At 62.0% G+C, this 16,959-nt stretch carries 13 protein-coding genes and 1 riboswitch; of the genes, 9 read left to right on the plus strand and 4 right to left on the minus strand.

Going from position 1 to position 16,959, the window contains the following annotated elements:
- Nucleotides 1-13: 13 nt before the first annotated feature.
- Genes JV201_RS11740 through JV201_RS11750 form a run of 3 tightly spaced genes read right to left on the minus strand, consistent with a single transcriptional unit; the run spans nt 14 to nt 3,209 of the window.
- Entirely contained in the window at nt 14-934 is a 921-nt protein-coding gene (locus JV201_RS11740) for an ABC transporter substrate-binding protein (RefSeq protein ID WP_219406944.1), read from the minus strand.
- Nucleotides 931-1,263 (minus strand): ferredoxin, encoded by a 333-nt coding sequence (locus JV201_RS11745; RefSeq protein ID WP_219406945.1) that lies wholly within the window; start codon nt 1,261-1,263, stop codon nt 931-933. The genes JV201_RS11740 and JV201_RS11745 overlap by 4 nt, the downstream gene beginning before the upstream one ends.
- A gap of 11 nt (nt 1,264-1,274) precedes the next feature.
- The gene (locus tag JV201_RS11750) at nt 1,275-3,209 is read right to left on the minus strand and encodes a TonB-dependent siderophore receptor (RefSeq protein WP_219406946.1); all 1,935 of its coding nucleotides are present in this window, start codon (nt 3,207-3,209) and stop codon (nt 1,275-1,277) included.
- Between the two features lie 93 nt (nt 3,210-3,302).
- A riboswitch (cobalamin riboswitch) is annotated at nt 3,303-3,510 on the minus strand.
- Nucleotides 3,511-3,611: 101 nt separating this feature from the next.
- Here JV201_RS11750 and lexA point away from each other — a divergent pair.
- The 7 genes from lexA (at nt 3,612) to JV201_RS11785 (ending at nt 14,345) form a co-directional block, all read left to right on the plus strand.
- Nucleotides 3,612-4,229 carry a transcriptional repressor LexA gene (gene lexA / locus JV201_RS11755; RefSeq protein WP_003210482.1) on the plus strand — a complete coding sequence of 206 codons (618 nt, stop codon included), beginning with the start codon at nt 3,612-3,614 and terminating at the stop codon, nt 4,227-4,229.
- Nucleotides 4,229-4,840 carry a translesion DNA synthesis-associated protein ImuA gene (imuA, locus tag JV201_RS11760; RefSeq protein ID WP_003210484.1) on the plus strand — a complete coding sequence of 204 codons (612 nt, stop codon included), beginning with the start codon at nt 4,229-4,231 and terminating at the stop codon, nt 4,838-4,840. Before lexA ends, imuA begins: the two co-directional genes overlap by 1 nt.
- A 7-nt stretch (nt 4,841-4,847) precedes the next feature.
- Nucleotides 4,848-6,263 (plus strand): DNA polymerase Y family protein, encoded by a 1,416-nt coding sequence (locus tag JV201_RS11765; RefSeq protein WP_219406947.1) that lies wholly within the window; start codon nt 4,848-4,850, stop codon nt 6,261-6,263.
- Entirely contained in the window at nt 6,239-9,328 is a 3,090-nt protein-coding gene (locus tag JV201_RS11770; RefSeq protein ID WP_219406948.1) for an error-prone DNA polymerase, read from the plus strand. The genes JV201_RS11765 and JV201_RS11770 overlap by 25 nt, the downstream gene beginning before the upstream one ends.
- Before the next feature lie 113 nt (nt 9,329-9,441).
- The gene (locus tag JV201_RS11775) at nt 9,442-11,151 is read left to right on the plus strand and encodes an ATP-binding protein (RefSeq protein WP_177022071.1); all 1,710 of its coding nucleotides are present in this window, start codon (nt 9,442-9,444) and stop codon (nt 11,149-11,151) included.
- A 165-nt stretch (nt 11,152-11,316) separates the two neighbouring features.
- Nucleotides 11,317-13,845, plus strand: coding sequence for an excinuclease ABC subunit UvrA (uvrA, locus tag JV201_RS11780; RefSeq protein ID WP_219406949.1), 2,529 nt, complete (start codon nt 11,317-11,319; stop codon nt 13,843-13,845).
- 236 nt (nt 13,846-14,081) lie between these two features.
- Nucleotides 14,082-14,345 carry a hypothetical protein gene (locus JV201_RS11785; RefSeq protein ID WP_083853185.1) on the plus strand — a complete coding sequence of 88 codons (264 nt, stop codon included), beginning with the start codon at nt 14,082-14,084 and terminating at the stop codon, nt 14,343-14,345.
- A gap of 68 nt (nt 14,346-14,413) precedes the next feature.
- On the opposite strand, the gene JV201_RS11790 is transcribed toward JV201_RS11785, so the two are convergent.
- Nucleotides 14,414-15,160, minus strand: a complete 747-nt coding sequence (locus JV201_RS11790) for a BPL-N domain-containing protein (RefSeq protein ID WP_102605744.1) — start codon at nt 15,158-15,160, stop codon at nt 14,414-14,416.
- A 333-nt stretch (nt 15,161-15,493) separates the two neighbouring features.
- Here JV201_RS11790 and JV201_RS11795 point away from each other — a divergent pair, with 333 nt between their 5' ends.
- Together JV201_RS11795 and JV201_RS11800 are read left to right on the plus strand one after the other, a co-directional pair.
- Entirely contained in the window at nt 15,494-16,225 is a 732-nt protein-coding gene (locus JV201_RS11795) for a hypothetical protein (RefSeq protein WP_219406950.1), read from the plus strand.
- Between the two features lie 223 nt (nt 16,226-16,448).
- Nucleotides 16,449-16,928 (plus strand): hypothetical protein, encoded by a 480-nt coding sequence (locus tag JV201_RS11800; protein ID WP_023659022.1) that lies wholly within the window; start codon nt 16,449-16,451, stop codon nt 16,926-16,928.
- The last annotated feature ends 31 nt before the right edge of the window (nt 16,929-16,959 follow it).

Below are 16,959 nucleotides of genomic sequence, written 5' to 3' on the forward strand. Positions count from 1 at the left end.
CTTCGCTCGTGAATTATTCAGCCAGTTGTTTGAATTGCCTCGCCAACTCCAACACGACTCGGCCGCTATTCGCGGTGGGCACCAAATGGGTAAAGGGAATATCGATCATCCGGTTCTCCCGCACCGCCCGCAAACGCGACAGCACCGGGTCGGTGGTCAGCAACTGACGTTTGCGGCTGGCCGGTGACCACAGCGCATCCGCCAGCAAAATTACATCCGGATCACTCATCAGCAGGGTTTCGCTGCTCACGGTGACGCGGTATTGGTTGATCCCGGCGAATAAATTGCGCGCACCAGCAGCCGCCACCAACGTGGTGACGAACCCACGCCGGCCTTCGCTGTCCAGCCCGTTGACCTCACTGTCCAGGTAGAACACCGACAGCGGTTTACCTTCGCCCGCCAGTGCCTGGGCACTGGCCAGGTCGGCGTCCATGGCATCGCTCAACGCCCGCGCCCGTTGCTGTTTGTGCACCAGGGCGCCGAGGGTAAACAGGTCGTTGCGAATATGCCCGAAGTAATCCAGCGAGTGCCCGTCGCACGCCGACTCCAGCAAGTACGACCCAACCCCGTTGCCTGCCAACCCTGTGCGGGAAGTAACGCCGGCGCCAAATGCAGTGGCGAATCCACCGACCACCAGATCCGGTTTCTGCGCATAGAGCACTTCGCTGGACGGGTACTTGGGCGCGATCACCGGTACGTCGAAATACTCGCCGTGTGGGTGGGCCACACCGTTGTCATCCAGATACGCCACGCCCACCAAGGCCGGGCCGACATCCAGCGCCAATAACAGGTCGGCCGCATGCTGATTGAGGGCCACGATGCGCGAGGGCGGTGAGTGGGTGGCCGTCCAATCCTGGTTGCAGTTGCGATAACGGTCGGCCAATACCGATGGCGCGCAGAGCAGGGCGCCCAACAGCAACCACGAGGCTTTCATGGGTGCTCCTTGATCAGCAGATCCTCGACGACTTCGCCGCCCACCAGATGCACTTCCACCAGCCGTTGCACATCGTCTTTGTTGTGCACGCCGTACCAGCAAGTGTCCGGGTACACCGTCACGATTGGCCCCAGGTTGCACGGGAACTGGCAGTGGGTGCGTGTCAGCAGCACGCCGCCAGGCTTTTCGATGCAGTCGTGTTGCAGCAGGTGGCGGCGCAGGGTTTTCCACAGTTGCAGCACGCCACGCTGCGTACAGCGTGGGCCAGTGCACAGGAACACGTGACGGGCGTGGTCAGGCACGTGGGACCAGTCCGGATGAGTTTCCACGGGCGTACTCATCAGAAGCGATACGTGTAGCGTACTTCGGAGGTGAACGGCCGCCCGAGGTTGTCGACGTTGCTGGCGCGGCTGGTGACGTAGTCGCGGTCGAACAGGTTTTCTACCAGCAGGCTCACGCGGTGTTGGTGGGCGTTGTCGAGGTAGCGATAGGCGTCGGCATCCACCACGGTGTAGTTGCCGTATTCGACCTTTTTCGAGCTGACGATATCGCCGATGTAACGCACGGCGGTGCCGGCGCCCCACAGGCGGTCCGCCGATTCATAGCCGACCCGCGAGCGGGCGAAGAAGCCCGGGATATCGTTGATGGTGACACCCGCACGGGACTCGGTGAGGTTGCGGGTCATGTCGGCCTGCACGCTCCATTGTTCATTGAGCTGCAGCTTGGCGTCGGCCTCGAAACCACGCATCTGGATCTGCCCCTGGCCGTTGACCCACTGGATATCGTCCAGGGTGATCAGGTCGGTGATCTTGCGTTTGAACAGCGTGACGCTGGCGCTGAAGTCCCGGGCCAGCAGGCTGCCCTTGTAGTCGACGCCCAGTTCGGCGTTGCGGCTCTTCTCCGGCTTGAGGTTGCGGTTGCCTTTTTCATCGTCTTCGTTGACGAACAGTTGCTCGGCATTCGGCAGTTTGTAGGCAGTGCCGTATTGGCCGCGCAGGGCCCAGTTGTCGTTGAGGTCGTAGAGCGAAGTGAGCATGCCGACGGTGGCGCTGTCGCCGCCGCTCATGGCTTCGTGGCGTACGCCGATGCTCGGGTGCCAGTTCGGCAGGGCTTCGATAGTCGGGCGCAGTTGGGTGTACAGCGCGTGGGCCTGGGCCTTGTTGTCGTCGATGATCAATACATCGTCCTGGCCCTTGAACCACTGGTTATCGGACCCGAATACCAGCACGTGCTCCCCCGGCAGCACGGCCTTGCCTTCGGCCTGCACGCCCCAGTCGGTGAAGCCCCAGTAGTCGTTGTGGTTGATGGCCCGGGTGCCGCCGCTTTCGATATTGTTGATGCGGGTATAGCGCGTGTCCCAATCGTTGATATGGCCTTTGACGAAGTAGCTCAGGCGCTCGTTGAGGGTTTGCTCGAAGGTCGCCGTAGCGATTTGTTGTACGCGGTCGTTGGTGGTCTTGTGGTTGTCCACCGGGCGGGCGAAATCGAGGTTGGCGTCGGCGTACTGGTAAAACAGCTCAAGGCGCGTGTCATCGCCAAACGACTGGATCGCCTTGGTGCCGAAGGTGGTGACTTCGTAGGAGCGTTTCTTGTCGCTGACGTTTTTCATGTCGCGGTTGCGAAACGGCTGGTAGCCCTCGGAGACGTTGCGGCTGACGTAGGCCAGCAAGCCAAGATCGGCGAAACCGTTGTTGAAGATCTTCTCGACCCGGGCATCGCCGGTGGTGCCGCCGAAGGTGTCGGCACCCAGGTTCACCTCGCCGGACGCCTCGCGGGTTTGCGGGCTGCGGGTGACGATGTTGATCACCCCCGACACCGCCTGGGTGCCGAACAGCAGGCTCTGGCCCCCCTTGAGCACTTCGATGCGCTCGATGGCGTTGGCGGGCAGGGTGTCCAGGTACAGGCCACCGTACAGGCGGTTGTTCAGGCGCACGCCGTCCAGCAGGATCAACGTGTCATCGTTGCGCCCGCCCAGCAGGGAATAGGTGCCGTAGTCGAACGGACCGTTCTTGGGTGCCACGTACAGGCCGGGGATGAACATCTGCATCACGCGCGACACATCGGCGGCGGGGCCGGCGCGTTCGATCTGTTCGCGGGTGACGATCTCGACCTTGCTGCCGTACTGGGCCATGTCGGCCACGGTAGTGGATTCCACCGACGGTGCGGAAATGATCTGCTGCTTGAGCTCAAGGGGAGGGTCGTCGGCCAGCAGCAGGGGGCTGAACAGGCAGCCGAGCAACAGGCTGGGCACGGACGTATTGTAAGGTCGAATCATAGTCTTCTCGGAAAAGTATCTTTCGCGAAAAGCACGCACGAGTAGGCACCGAGCACACGCCAATACCGGCCCATGCCCGCCCACCGCAGGATTTTGCCAAACAGAATTCCAGGCCGGTCTCCGGGCTCACGCGTATGGACACCTTCACCTTCCCATGGCGCGCAGGCCACAGTGGTGTGTCGAAGGGGTCACGCGTCTACCGTTGCGGGGGCAGCACCGGACTGGCTCGAAAAGAGCGGCACCGGTTTCCCGTTTCACCCCATGCACGGCGGCATGAGGCACCTGAAACAGGCCGGCATCTGAACATTCGAAAGACCGTTCGTCAACTTGGCGGGGACTTTTCCGGTGGCTGCATGGGAAGCGACTGACGGATATTGCCAGAAAATTCCCACAGGAGTACAAATGTACTCCATGAAGAATCTAACGCCCCGCCGTACCGCCATCCTGACCTTTATCCGCGACCGTATCGCGCAGCAAGGCCAGTCCCCCAGCCTCGCCGAGATCGCCGAGGCGTTCGGCTTTGCCTCCCGCAGCGTGGCGCGCAAGCATGTGCTGGCGCTGACCGAGGGCGGCTTTATCGAGGTCAACCCGAACCAGGCTCGCGGCATCCGCCTGCTCAATCAACCGGCGCGGCCGGAGCTGCTGGATATTCCGGTGCTCGGCCGGGTGGCCGCCGGTTTGCCCATTGGCGCCGATGCCGAAGTGCACAACCGTCTATTGCTCGACCCGGGCATGTTCGCGAAAACCCCGGATTACCTGCTGCGGGTGCAGGGCGATTCGATGATCGAAGACGGCATCCTCGATGGCGACCTGGTAGGCGTACGCCGCAGTGCCGAGGCCTTGAACGGGCAGATCGTGGTGGCACGCCTGGACGGTGAAGTCACCATCAAACGTTTCGAACACGTGGGCGAGCGTGTGCGCCTGCTGCCGCGCAACCCCGCCTATCAACCCATCGTGGTGCGGCCCGATCAGGACTTGGCCATCGAAGGGGTGTTCTGCGGCCTGGTGAGGCAAGGCTGATGGGCGCCGTCGTTGCACTGGACTCGCTGTTCAATGGCGGCCGGGTCTGGAAAGGCCGGCCCGCCGCGCCGCCGGCCAGCGTCCATCCCACCGGGCTTGCGGCCCTGGATGCGGTGCTGCCCAGCGGTGGCTGGCCGGAAGCGGCGTTGAGCGAAATCCTCATGGCCAAGGAAGGCGTGGGCGAGTTGCAGCTGGTGTGGCCGACCCTGGCACGGTTGGCGGCGGCCGGTGAGCGCATCGTGCTGGTGGCGCCGCCTTACACGCCGTACCCCCACGCCTGGCAAAACGCCGGGGTGGATGTGCGCCAGCTGTCAGTGATCCAGGCCGATGAACGCGATGCCTTGTGGGCAGTGGAGCAATGCCTGCGTTCCGGCAGCTGTGGCGCGGTGCTGTGCTGGCCGCGCAAGGCCGATGACCGCGCCTTGCGCCGCTTGCAGGTGGCTGCGGAAACCGGCCAGACCCTGGCCTTCGCCTGGCGCTCCTTGAGCGAGGCCATCAACCCGTCACCGGCCGCCTTGCGCCTGGCGGTGGAGACCAGCCCGGCGCAAGTGCGGGTGCTCAAGTGCCGGGGTGGCCTGGCCCATCCCGCGCCCATTGCGCTTGGGCACTGAGGTTGGCATGCGCTGGGTGTGTATTGTGTTCCCGCAATTGGCGCTGGACGGGGTGCTGCGTTCGCGCCCCGAACCGGACCAGCCGTTGGCCCTGCTGGCCGGCACGCCGCAGCGGCGGGTGCTGCAAACCGTCAATGACGCCGCGCGCAAACTCGGCCTGCGCCCCGGCCAGTCGCTGACGGCGGCCCATGCCTTGACCAAGGCGTTTGCCTGCGCCGAATACGACCCGGCGCAGATCGAATACTGGCAGCAGTTTCTCGCCGCCTGGGCCTACCGTTTCAGCTCCCAGGTCAGCGTGTTCTACCCACGGGCGTTGCTGTTCGAGATCGAGTCGAGCCTGGGCCTGTTCGGGCCCTGGCCGTTGCTCGAAGCGCGCTTGCGCAAGGAGCTGACCGAACTGGGGTTTCGTCACCGCATCGTCGCCGCGCCGAACCCGGCGGCGGCACGGATATTGGCGAATGTCTACGACGGCCTGGCCGTGGCCGATGAGCAATACCTGCAACACGCTCTGGCACCGATCCCCATCGACCGCGCCGGCCTCGACCCGCAAGCCGCCACCGCATTGTCGCGCATGGGCTTGCGCACCCTGGCCCAGGTGCAGGCGTTGCCTCGGCATACCCTGGCCCGGCGCTTCGACGCTGCGCTGCTCAAGCACCTCGATGCACTGTGCGGCCAACGGCCCCTGGCGCTGGCGTTCTACCAGCCGCCGGACCGGTTTGATGTGCGCATCGAGCTGAATTTTGATGTGTTGTCCCACCAGGCCTTGCTGTTTCCCTTGCGCCGTTTGACTGGCGATCTGTCGGCGTTCCTGTGTGGCCGCGACAGTGGCGTGCAGCGTTTTGACCTGCACCTGGAGCACGCGGCCGAGCCCGACAGCGTGATCAAGGTCGGCCTGCTCAGCGCCGAGCGTGACGCGGCGATGCTGTTCGAACTGGCCCGTGGGCGCCTGGAGCAGGTGCAAGTCACCTCGCCGGTGCGCGGCTTTCGCCTGGTGGCCGAGGACCTGCCGGTGTTTGTGCCCCAGCGCCAGGACCTGTTCGACGAGCGCCCGCAACAAACCCTGCCGTGGGAACAACTGCGCGAACGCCTGCGGGCGCGGCTGGGGGATGAAGCGGTGCAAGGCCTGCGGTTTCACGCCGACCACCGCCCCGAATGCGCCTGGCAAACCGGTGCTGATCTTCGCCCGTGCTCACCCTCAAACAACGTGCAACGCCCGGGCTGGTTGTTGCATGAACCGACGCCTCTCGCCGAGCAGGGTCTACACATCCTGATGGGCCCGGAACGCATCGAGTCCGGCTGGTGGGATGGCGCCGATGTGCGCCGCGATTACTACCTGGTGCGCACCCGCGCCGGCCAGCAGGGCTGGGCTTACCGCACCGTGGGCGAAAGCGGCACGCTGTGGCTGCAAGGCTGGTTTGCATGAAGTACGCGGAGCTGCACTGCCTGTCCAACTTCAGTTTCCAGCGGGGCGCCTCCAGTGCCCGCGAGCTGTTTGAACGGGCCAGGCAGCAGGGTTACGAGGCGCTGGCCATCACCGATGAATGCACCTTGTCGGGCATCGTCCGTGCCTGGCAGGCGGCCAAGGAAGTCGGGTTGCCGCTGATTATCGGCAGCGAGATGCGCCTGGAAAACGGCCCCAAGCTGGTGCTGCTGGTGGAGAACCTGGAAGGCTATCAACACCTGTGCCGGCTGATCACCATCGCCCGTCGCCGTGCGGAAAAAGGTCACTACCGGTTGCTGCAGGAAGACTTCACCGCGGTACACGGCTTGCTCGCGTTATGGATGGTCGAAGACACCGACACCCAGGCCCATATCCAATGGCTGTGCAGCACCTTCACCGATCGCCTGTGGTTGGCGGTGGAACTGCATTGCGGCCAGAACGATGCCCGTCACCTTGAGCAACGCCTGAACCTGGCCGCCAGCCTGCACCTGCCGGCGGTGGCCTGCGGCGATGTGCATATGCATGTGCGCGGTCGCCGTGCGTTGCAAGACACCATGACCGCAATCCGTCACCACGTCCCGGTGGCCGAAGCCGGCGCGCGCCTGCATCCCAATGGTGAACGGCACTTGCGCAGCCTCGATGCATTGGCCGCGCTGTACCCGGCGCACTTGCTGGAAGAGTCCCTGAACATTGCCCGGCGTTGCACCTTTGACCTCGGCCAATTGCGCTATCAATACCCCAGGGAGTTGGTACCTGAAGGCCAGGATGCAAAATCCTGGTTACGCACCTTGACCGAGCAAGGCATCGCCCAGCGTTGGCCGAAAGGGGTCGACGCCAAGACCCTCCAGCAGATCAATAACGAACTGGAACTGATCAGTGACCTCGGCTACGAAAGCTATTTCCTCACCGTACACGACATTGTGCGCTTCGCCCGCAGCCGTTCGATCCTGTGCCAGGGCCGCGGCTCGGCGGCCAACTCGGCGGTGTGTTTTGCCCTGGGCATCACCGAGATCAACCCGAGCCTGATGAACATGTTGTTCGAGCGCTTCCTGTCTCGCGAACGCAACGAGCCGCCGGACATCGACGTGGACTTCGAGCACGAACGCCGCGAAGAAGTGCTGCAATACGTCTTCCAGCGCTACGGTCGTACCCGCGCCGCGTTGACGGCGGTGGTCAGCAGCTACCACGGCGCCGGCGCGGTGCGCGACGTGGCCAAGGCCCTCGGGTTGCCGCCGGATCAGGTCAACGCCCTGGCCGACTGTTGTGGGCGCTGGAGCGACGAAGCACCGCCCCTGGAACGCTTGCGCGAAGGCGGTTTCGACCCCGACAGCCCGGTGCTGCGCCGGGTGCTCACACTCACTCAGCAACTGATCGGCTTCCCCCGGCACCTGTCCCAGCACCCCGGCGGCTTCGTGATTTCCGAACACCCGCTGGACACCCTGGTGCCGGTGGAAAATGCTGCCATGGCCGAGCGCACCATCATCCAGTGGGACAAGGACGACCTCGACGCCGTGGGCCTGCTCAAGGTGGACATCCTCGCGCTGGGCATGCTCAGTGCGATTCGCCGCTGCTTCGACCTGCTGCGCCGCCATCGCAACCGGGACCTGAGCCTGGCTTCGGTGCCCAAGGAAGATGCGGCAACCTACGCGATGATCAGCAAGGCCGACACTATCGGCGTGTTCCAGATTGAGTCGCGGGCGCAGATGTCGATGCTGCCCCGCCTGCGACCGGAAAAATTCTACGACTTGGTCATTGAGGTCGCCATCGTGCGGCCGGGGCCCATCCAGGGTGGCATGGTGCATCCGTACCTGCGGCGGCGGAACAAGGAGGAAGAAACCACCTACCCGTCGCCGGAACTCAAGTCCGTACTGGAACGAACCCTGGGCATCCCGCTGTTCCAGGAACAGGTCATGCAGATCGCCATGGTCGCCGCCGATTACACCCCCGGCGAAGCCGACCAACTGCGCCGTTCCATGGCCGCCTGGAAACGCCACGGCGGCCTCGAACCCCATCAGCAACGCCTGCGCACCGGCATGCTGAAAAACGGCTACAGCGAAGCCTTCGCCGCGCAGATCTTCGAGCAGATCAAGGGCTTTGGCAGCTACGGTTTTCCCGAGTCCCATGCCGCCAGTTTCGCCTTGCTGACCTATGCCAGTTGCTGGCTCAAATGCCATGAACCGGCAGCGTTTGCCTGCGCCCTGATCAACAGCTGGCCCATGGGCTTCTACAGCCCGGACCAGATCCTGCAGGACGCCCGTCGCCATCATTTGCAGATCCGCCCGGTGGATGTGCAGGCCAGTGACTGGGATTGCAGCCTTGAGCCGATCGAAGGCCAGCAACCGGCGATTCGCATGGGCTTGCGCATGATCTCCGGGTTTCGCGAAGAGGACGGCCGGCGTATCGAAACGGCGCGCCAGGCCCGGGCGTTTTTTGATATTGCCGACTTGGGCGAGCGTGCCCAATTGGACACTCGCGCCCAGGAACTGCTGGCGGATGCCGGTGCCTTGCGCGGCCTGGCCGGGCATCGGCACCGGGCGCGTTGGGAGGTGGCCGGGGTGCAGAAACAACTGGGCCTGTTTGCCGGTATCGCCAGCCCGGAAGAGGCGGTGGTGGAGCTGCCGCAACCGACAGTCGGCGAAGATTTGTATGCCGACTACGCCAGCGTCGGCACCACCCTGGGCCCACACCCGTTGGCGCTGTTGCGCGATGAACTGCGCGCGCGGCGTTGCCGCAGTTCCAGGGAATTGCTGCAGGTTGAGCATGGCCGCAACGTCAGCGTCGCCGGCCTGGTCACCGGTCGACAACGTCCTGGCACGGCCAGCGGCGTTACCTTCGTTACCCTGGAAGATGAGTTCGGCAATATCAATGTGGTGGTCTGGCGCGATTTGGCCGAGCGCCAACGCCAGGCGCTGGTGGGCTCGCGGTTGCTCAAGGTGGATGGCCGCTGGGAGGCGGTGGGCGAGGTTCGGCACCTGATCGCCGGGCGCTTGACCGACCTGACCCCGTTGCTGTCGGGCATCAGTGTGCGCAGCCGGGACTTTCGCTGAGCCGGCCCTTGCTCCTTCCTGCCGGCATAAGCAATATGCGATGAAACCAACCGCCGCTGCCGGGCTCAAAGTTTTCATCGCCGCCCACCTTTTATCTTTTGCAGAGCCGACCGATGCAGTTTTTATCCAATACCCACGGCTGTGAGGGTTGGGCTGGGGAAATGGCCCAGAGGATTCGTGCTTTCGATTGGTCCACCACCGACCTCGGCCCGATGAATGCCTGGCCCTCCAGCCTGACCAGCGCCGTGCAGATGATGCTGGCATCGCCCATGCCCATGGTGATGCTGTGGGGGCACGCCGGTTACATGATCTACAACGACAGCTATTCGGTATTTGCCGGCGGTCGCCACCCTTATCTGCTGGGTGCGCCGGTGGAACTGGGCTGGCCGGAAGTCGCCGACTTCAACCGCAATGTGGTCGACACCTGCCTGGCTGGCGGCACCTTGTCCTACCGCAACCTGCCCCTGGAACTGTTGCGCGACGGCCGCCCGGAAGAAGTCTGGATGGACCTGTATTACAGCCCCGTGGCCGGTGACGACCAACGACCGGCCGGGGTCCTGGCGATTGTAGTGGAGACCACCGAACATATGATCTCCGAGCGCCTGCGCCAGGAACTCACCCACAACCTGGAGCAGCGCGTGGCCGCGGAGGTGCAAGCCCGTTCCGCCGCCGAGGAACAGTTGCGCCAATCACAGAAGCTGGAAGCCATTGGCGGCCTGACCGGCGGCGTGGCCCACGACTTCAATAACCTGCTGCAAGTGGTCTCCGGCAACCTGCACCTGCTGGCCCGGCATGAGCCGGACAACCCCCAGGTGCAGCGCCGCGTCAGCGCCGCCATCGCGGCAGTGGAACGTGGGGCCAAACTGACCTCGCAACTGCTGGCCTTCGCCCGTCGCCAGCCATTGTCACCGGCGGTGTACAACCCGCTGCGCATCTATGAAGGCCTGGGCGAGTTGCTGCAGCGGGCGCTGGGAGAAACCATCCACATTGATGTGCAGCTGCCCCAGGATCCGTGGTGCATTAACGTCGACCGCAACCAACTGGAAAACGCACTGCTCAACCTGGCGATCAACGCCCGGGATGCCATGAAAGGCGAGGGGGTGATTCGGATCACCGGCGAAAACATCATCCTCAACCCTCCGGATTGCGCCGGTAAAAGCATCAACCCCGGTGAATACGTGCGCCTGGCCGTCGCCGACAGCGGCGCCGGCATGTCACCAACGATCCTGGCACGGGCCTTCGAACCGTTTTTCACCACCAAGCCGAATGGCCACGGTACCGGCCTGGGCCTGAGCATGGTGTTTGGGTTCGTGCGCCAAAGTGGCGGGCATGTTGAGGTCGAGAGCGTGGAGGGCAGCGGTACCGTGGTGCAGATGTATTTCCCGCGCAACCTGGGAGAGCCGGAAAACCACGATGCGCCCGTCGAGCTCACACAACCCACCGGCGGCCATGAGACGATCCTGGTGGTTGAGGACAACGAAGGCGTACGCGCGGCCGCGGTGGAATTGCTTGAACAATCCGGCTACACCGTGCTCACCGCCGAAGACGGCGACCGGGCCATGCTGATGCTCCAGGCCGGCCTGCAACCGGACCTGATCTTCACCGACGTGGTGATGCCGGGCCGGGTCAAAAGCACCGACCTGGCCGAGTGGGCGCGCAGGCAAGTGCCGGCGATAGCGGTGCTGTTTACCTCCGGGCATACCCGCGACATTCTTTCCAGCAACCACCTGCTGGGCAACGACATTCACCTGCTGAGCAAACCCTATGGCCCGGATGACTTGGCGCAACGGGTGCGCTCGGTACTGACCTCCCGAATGATGTGACGAATGAAGATCCAGCCAGCAACACCAAGCCACTGTGGGAGCCGGGCTTGCCCGCGATGGCGGAGTGTCAGGCACCCCATCCGGTAACTGGCACACCGTCATCGCGGGCAAGCCCGGCTCCCACAGTTGATCTTCACTGCCTTGAACACACCGATAAGGTTACCCATGACTTCCCAGCGCAACCTGCCACCAGACACCTCACTCACCACCCAACGCCCTGGCTTCGTGCGGGTACGAGGTGCCCGGGAACACAACCTGCGCAACGTCGACGTGGATATCCCCCGCGACGCCCTGGTGGTGTTCACCGGCGTGTCAGGCTCCGGCAAGTCCTCGCTGGCATTCTCCACCGTCTACGCCGAAGCTCAGCGCCGCTACTTCGAATCCGTGGCGCCCTACGCCCGCCGCCTGATCGACCAGGTCGGCGTACCGGACGTCGACGCCATCGAAGGCCTGCCGCCCGCCGTGGCCCTGCAACAACAGCGCGGTACACCCAGCACACGTTCATCAGTGGGCAGCGTCACCACCTTGTCCAGCCTGATCCGCATGCTCTACTCCCGCGCCGGCAGTTACCCGGCGGGGCAACCGATGCTGTACGCCGAAGACTTTTCCCCCAACCTGCCCCAGGGCGCCTGCCCGCAATGCCACGGCCTGGGCCGCGTGTACGAAGTGACCGAAGCCCTGATGGTGCCCGATCCTTCCCTCACCATCCGCCAACGCGCGGTGGCGTCCTGGCCACTGGCGTGGCAAGGCCAGAACCAGCGCGACATCCTCGTCACCCTGGGCTACGACGTCGACATCCCGTGGCGCGACCTGCCGAAAAAGCAGCGCGACTGGATCCTCTTCACCGAAGAAACCCCCACCGTCCCGGTGTATGCCGGCTTCACACCCGCCCAAACCCGCGACGCCCTCAAACGCAAACTCGAACCCAGCTACCAGGGCACCTTCACCGGCGCCCGGCGCTACATCCTGCACACCTTCACCCACTCCCAAAGCGCCCTGATGAAAAAGCGCGTGTCGCAGTTCATGCAAGGCAGCCCGTGCCCGCTGTGCGAAGGCAAACGCCTGAACAAGGCCGCGCTGTCGGTGAAATTTGCCGGCGTGGACATTGGCGAACTGTCGCAAATGTCTCTGCTGCAACTCGCCGAACTGCTGCGACCGGTGGCCGAAGGGCAGGGCGATAAAAAGCTCTCCGTGGAAAAACGCCTGGCCGCCCAACGCATCGCCCAGGACCTGCTCGAACGCGTCAGCACCCTGACCGACCTCGGCCTGGGCTACCTGGCCCTGGAACGCAGCACACCGACCCTGTCCTCCGGCGAACTGCAACGCCTGCGCCTGGCCACCCAACTGGGCTCGCAACTGTTCGGCGTGATCTACGTGCTCGACGAACCTTCCGCCGGCCTGCATCCCGCTGACGGCGAAGCCCTGTTCGCCGCCCTCGACCGCCTGAAGGCCGCCGGCAACTCACTGTTCGTGGTGGAACACGACCTGGAAACCATGCGCCGGGCCGACTGGCTGATCGACGTCGGCCCGGCTGCCGGTGAACACGGCGGCCAGGTCCTGTACAGCGGCCCACCCGCCGGCCTCGCACAGATTGAAGCCTCGCAAACCCGCGAATACCTGTTCGCCGAAAAGCGCCCCGTCAGCCAACCACCGCGCCAACCCACCGGCTGGCTGAGCCTGGAAGGCGTCACGCGCAACAACCTCAACGACCTCAGCGTGGACTTTCCCCTGGGTTGCTTCACCGCCGTCACCGGCATTTCCGGCTCGGGCAAATCCAGCCTCGTCAGCCAGGCGCTGTTGGAACTGGTAGGCGCAGGCCTGGGCCGCGTGGTGGAAACCGAAGACGAACCCAGCCTCGAAGACGACGCCCCGCAAACCAGCGGCGGCCGTATCAGCGGCGGGCTGGAACACATTCGCCGCCTGGTGCAGGTGGACCAGAAACCCATTGGCCGCACACCGCGCTCCAACCTCGCGACCTACACCGGCCTGTTCGACAACGTACGCAAACTGTTCGCCGCCACACCCGCGGCGAAAAAGCGCCATTTCGACGCTGGGCAATTTTCTTTCAACGTCGCCAAAGGCCGCTGCCCGAACTGCGAAGGCGAGGGGTTTGTCAGCGTTGAATTGCTGTTCATGCCCAGCGTGTACGCGCCATGCCCGACGTGCCACGGGGCGCGGTACAACCCGGAAACGTTAGCAATCAAGTGGGAAGGGCTGACCATCGCCCAGGTGCTGGGGCTGACGGTTGAACAGGCGGTAGAGGTATTTGCTGAAGAGCCGGGTGTGCTGCGCTCGCTGCAAGTGCTGCGGGATATTGGCTTGGGTTATTTGCGCCTTGGCCAGCCGGCGACCGAGTTGTCAGGCGGGGAGGCGCAGCGCATCAAGCTGGCGACCGAGCTGCAACGCAATGCCCGGGGCGCGACGTTGTATGTGCTGGATGAACCGACGACCGGGCTGCATCCGCGGGATGTGGACCGGTTGTTGAGCCAGTTGAATCATCTGGTGGAGGCGGGGCACACGGTGATCGTGGTGGAGCATGAAATGCGCGTGGTGGCCCAGAGTGATTGGGTGATTGATATTGGGCCGGGGTCCGGGGATCGAGGCGGGAAGGTGGTGGTGAGTGGCACGCCGCAGAAGGTGGCGAAGAGCAAGAGCAGCCGGACGGCGCCGTTTTTGGGGCGCGAGTTGGGCTGAGTTTTGCTCGACATGCGCCAGGTTCGCCGGCAGCTTCGTGATTGCCCGAGCGTTCGGTAGACTGCCCCGATTTTTTCTGATTTCCCCATCTTGTGAATAAATGGCCCTATGAGATATGTCGAAAATGGATCTTTTATCGATCCATTTCTCTTCTTATAGTCGACCAACGCCCCAAGCAGTTAACAGCGGTCATTAGTTCAGCTGTGGGGTTAGTTTTCTCATTTGCGGAAGTTGATGTGAATTATAAAAACGGCTCTATCGGTATCGGGGTGTCTGCACTTTTAGTGCTGTCAGTTCTGCGTTTGTCCACTAACCAACCCCCAACCCGGGAAGAGTTTGTAAAGTATCCATCTCTCCGGCAGAAGTGGTTCACGATATGCGACGCTCGCAGCAACCTTGCCGAGCTCAATGATGAAGGCTGCAAGCATTTACGCGAATGGCAGGCGGCCACCAAATTTCCCGTACTGGACAATTTGATGAATCAAAACCTGGGTAAATAGCTGGCGGCCATATGACTTTTTCAGTTGGCTGGAGCATCCAGCTGAAATCCGGAAGTCATCATCGCCCCCTACCTGCGCCCCTCAATGCTGCGCACCAACGCCCCAAAAAGCTCACCCCGCGGCATCTTGCTCAAGGGAATATTCGCCTTCTCGAACCACTCCCGATCCGCCTCTGGGTGCGGGCCGCTCAGCACCACTACCCCGTTTTCATAGGTGTAACGCGCTGCCGCCACATCACCATTCCGGTAGGTCGCAATGGTTGAAGAAGGCGAGGTCGCGTCAGGCTTGGGGAAGTAAGGCCCATCCTGATAAAAGACGCTATCGGCTTTCCCATCCCACACAACCTGCACCGCCGCGTCCGCAATGCCCGCGACCTCAAACCCAGGCCTGCCCGCCTCTGAATCAAGGTCGTAGGGTATCAGGCCAAAGTTGCTGTCGTCGGCCAGATAAGCACCCATACAAAGCCCCAGGTAGCGCCCACCCTGGGCGACAAAGTCACGAATGGCCTGCACCCGCGCATCCCCCAAACTATCAAGCGCCGCAGGGATGTCCTGACCGCCACCCGGTTGAACGTAGAGGTCATAACGAGCGAGGCTTTGCGGCGTGATGTCGATCGATTCATCGGCACCTACAAAGTCAATCTGCGCATTCGGGCGGACGCGCAGCAGGGCTGTTTTGACATTCTCTGAACATCCCTCGCAGCCCGCCGGGCCTCGGTAGATAGCGACATGGGCGATGGGGGTCGCGGCGTGCACTGAGGAAGGAAGCAGTGTGAAAAACGCAAAAAGCGTCGCGGCGATGGCGTGCAGATTCATGGTTGTAGAGTCGTCTTAAAGCTGATTGGGTCCGATCGGACTTTGTGATTTGAAGCCTAAAGCCAATAGCCACTTGAAGGAGTTAACATTTGTAAAACGGCTAGGAAAAATCGGGGTTGATGATCGTAACGACGGTTTTTCCGTTGAAATTTATGGGTTTTCCTTTAGTGCATAAATATCGAAGAGAACGTTTCTTCCATTTTCAATCCCCGGAATTTTTCAGGCCATTTGAGTCAGCTCTCGGCCATGCGCGAATGCTATCGGCCAATAGCACACACTCAAGTATCGACTATGCTTGGAGCGATTCAGCCCTGTACCTGAAGGATCTAAACAATGGGGTACCTTGTCGTTGCTCACGCGATGAATGTGAAGCCGGAGTTAGAACCACTTTCTACGTTGCCGGTGAGCATTGGTTGGTCATTGCACCAGGATGAAAACGCCACGTCGTTCTACTTAGACACGTTCAAGGCTGGCGAAGAACGGAAATGGCCCTTTACGTCTATGCCACCCATCAAGGATGTACCGCTTGAGCTCCCTCAAGAATTGGCAGCGCTATCGCGGATATACAAAGTGCTTAAGGATGCTCAGCTAGCCGACTACTTCAAGAGAGCTTTCCTGAATGTGAATTTAGCGCTGAGTAAAAGCCTTCAATTACACGTTTGCAGCTTTTGCACGGATGACGACGGGCTGGATTTTGTGTGTGTATCGTCGAATGGTGAACTGCAAAGGCTGCGTTGCGTTTGCGGTGATCTGGATATCACCTACGAGCTTGGGACGGTCATGATCCAGCCGCTTCTGATAGATGGGGTTGAAGGCACCGACGCAAGTGGTCTGCATGACCCAGAGAACGGCATTCACGTCTTGAGTCGGAATATAACGCCCTCATCGTTACTGCATGCGGTGGCTTCAGCAGAAACCACTCGCTTTCTACAAGCAGAAAGCCCCCCTCTGGGTCTAGGTAGCTTCGATGGTCTGGACGTCGCACCGGTAAAGATTGCAGGCTCTAAGATCGCCTCGCTGAAGCCTGAGGTGGTTGCTCAGAAAGCGTGGTGGAGGCGGTGGTAGTTGTATCGACGACTTCGACCCAAGCCAGGAGGTTTTTCGGGGAAAAGTAGCCAATTATCAGCATCGAAAAATTGGGGCCGATAATGGGGGCCAGTTTTCAAGAAGCTACCCGTCACGATGGGCTGCAATCGGCCAGAAGCAGTCGGTCGCGATCAGAAAGGTTTGACGACAACGAGTCGCTCTCGCACTCTGTTTATAACCCATTCATTCATCAGGTTCCCGCATGTCATTAGCGACCGTAGTGCTGCTCGACTCCTGGCCACAGCCAAGTACGTCGCCTGAACCAGTGGTGTTCGCCACGGACACGCAACTATGTTTACGGTATTACACCACCGGAGAAGAAATAGCTGTGGTTCATTTTCCGCTAGTAAAGAAAATCCAATTCGGTTCGCCAAACGACGAAGCTTTGGGCGGCCATCCGCTCATTGGACTTGGCCTAAAGCATTACCAAATTCATCGAATAGATAATTCGCCTTGGTTAGCAGAGCTTGAGCAAAGGAACGCCATTCATCCTCGACACGACAAACAGCGGTTCATGAAAGATGCTATCCACTATGTCTTTACGTTTCAGGACTCTACCTTGGAATGCATCGTAATCGAGGGGGCGTTCTGGCATCCCAAAGTGCAAGTCTTTACCTCGGAGCAGGAGGCAAAGGATGGCTGGCGCACACTGGTGAATGACGTGGGTGCATTAACCCAATAGTCAGGAGCGGATGGCTGCGTTGGGTCGGTAG

Source organism: Pseudomonas sp. Colony2, from assembly GCF_019382755.1.
In the GTDB taxonomy this organism is placed as follows: Bacteria; Pseudomonadota; Gammaproteobacteria; order Pseudomonadales; family Pseudomonadaceae; genus Aquipseudomonas.

What these genes read in the sequence shown, in the direction of transcription:
- uvrA (WP_219406949.1), top strand. Translation starts at nt 11,317, where the DNA reads ATGACTTCCCAGCGCAACCTGCCACCAGACACCTCACTCACCACCCAA.
- JV201_RS11790 (WP_102605744.1), bottom strand. Translation starts at nt 15,160, where the DNA reads ATGAATCTGCACGCCATCGCCGCGACGCTTTTTGCGTTTTTCACACTG.
- JV201_RS11765 (WP_219406947.1), top strand. Translation starts at nt 4,848, where the DNA reads ATGCGCTGGGTGTGTATTGTGTTCCCGCAATTGGCGCTGGACGGGGTG.
- JV201_RS11740 (WP_219406944.1), bottom strand. Translation starts at nt 934, where the DNA reads ATGAAAGCCTCGTGGTTGCTGTTGGGCGCCCTGCTCTGCGCGCCATCG.
- JV201_RS11800 (WP_023659022.1), top strand. Translation starts at nt 16,449, where the DNA reads ATGTCATTAGCGACCGTAGTGCTGCTCGACTCCTGGCCACAGCCAAGT.
- JV201_RS11775 (WP_177022071.1), top strand. Translation starts at nt 9,442, where the DNA reads ATGCAGTTTTTATCCAATACCCACGGCTGTGAGGGTTGGGCTGGGGAA.
- lexA (WP_003210482.1), top strand. Translation starts at nt 3,612, where the DNA reads ATGTACTCCATGAAGAATCTAACGCCCCGCCGTACCGCCATCCTGACC.
- JV201_RS11795 (WP_219406950.1), top strand. Translation starts at nt 15,494, where the DNA reads ATGGGGTACCTTGTCGTTGCTCACGCGATGAATGTGAAGCCGGAGTTA.
- imuA (WP_003210484.1), top strand. Translation starts at nt 4,229, where the DNA reads ATGGGCGCCGTCGTTGCACTGGACTCGCTGTTCAATGGCGGCCGGGTC.
- JV201_RS11750 (WP_219406946.1), bottom strand. Translation starts at nt 3,209, where the DNA reads ATGATTCGACCTTACAATACGTCCGTGCCCAGCCTGTTGCTCGGCTGC.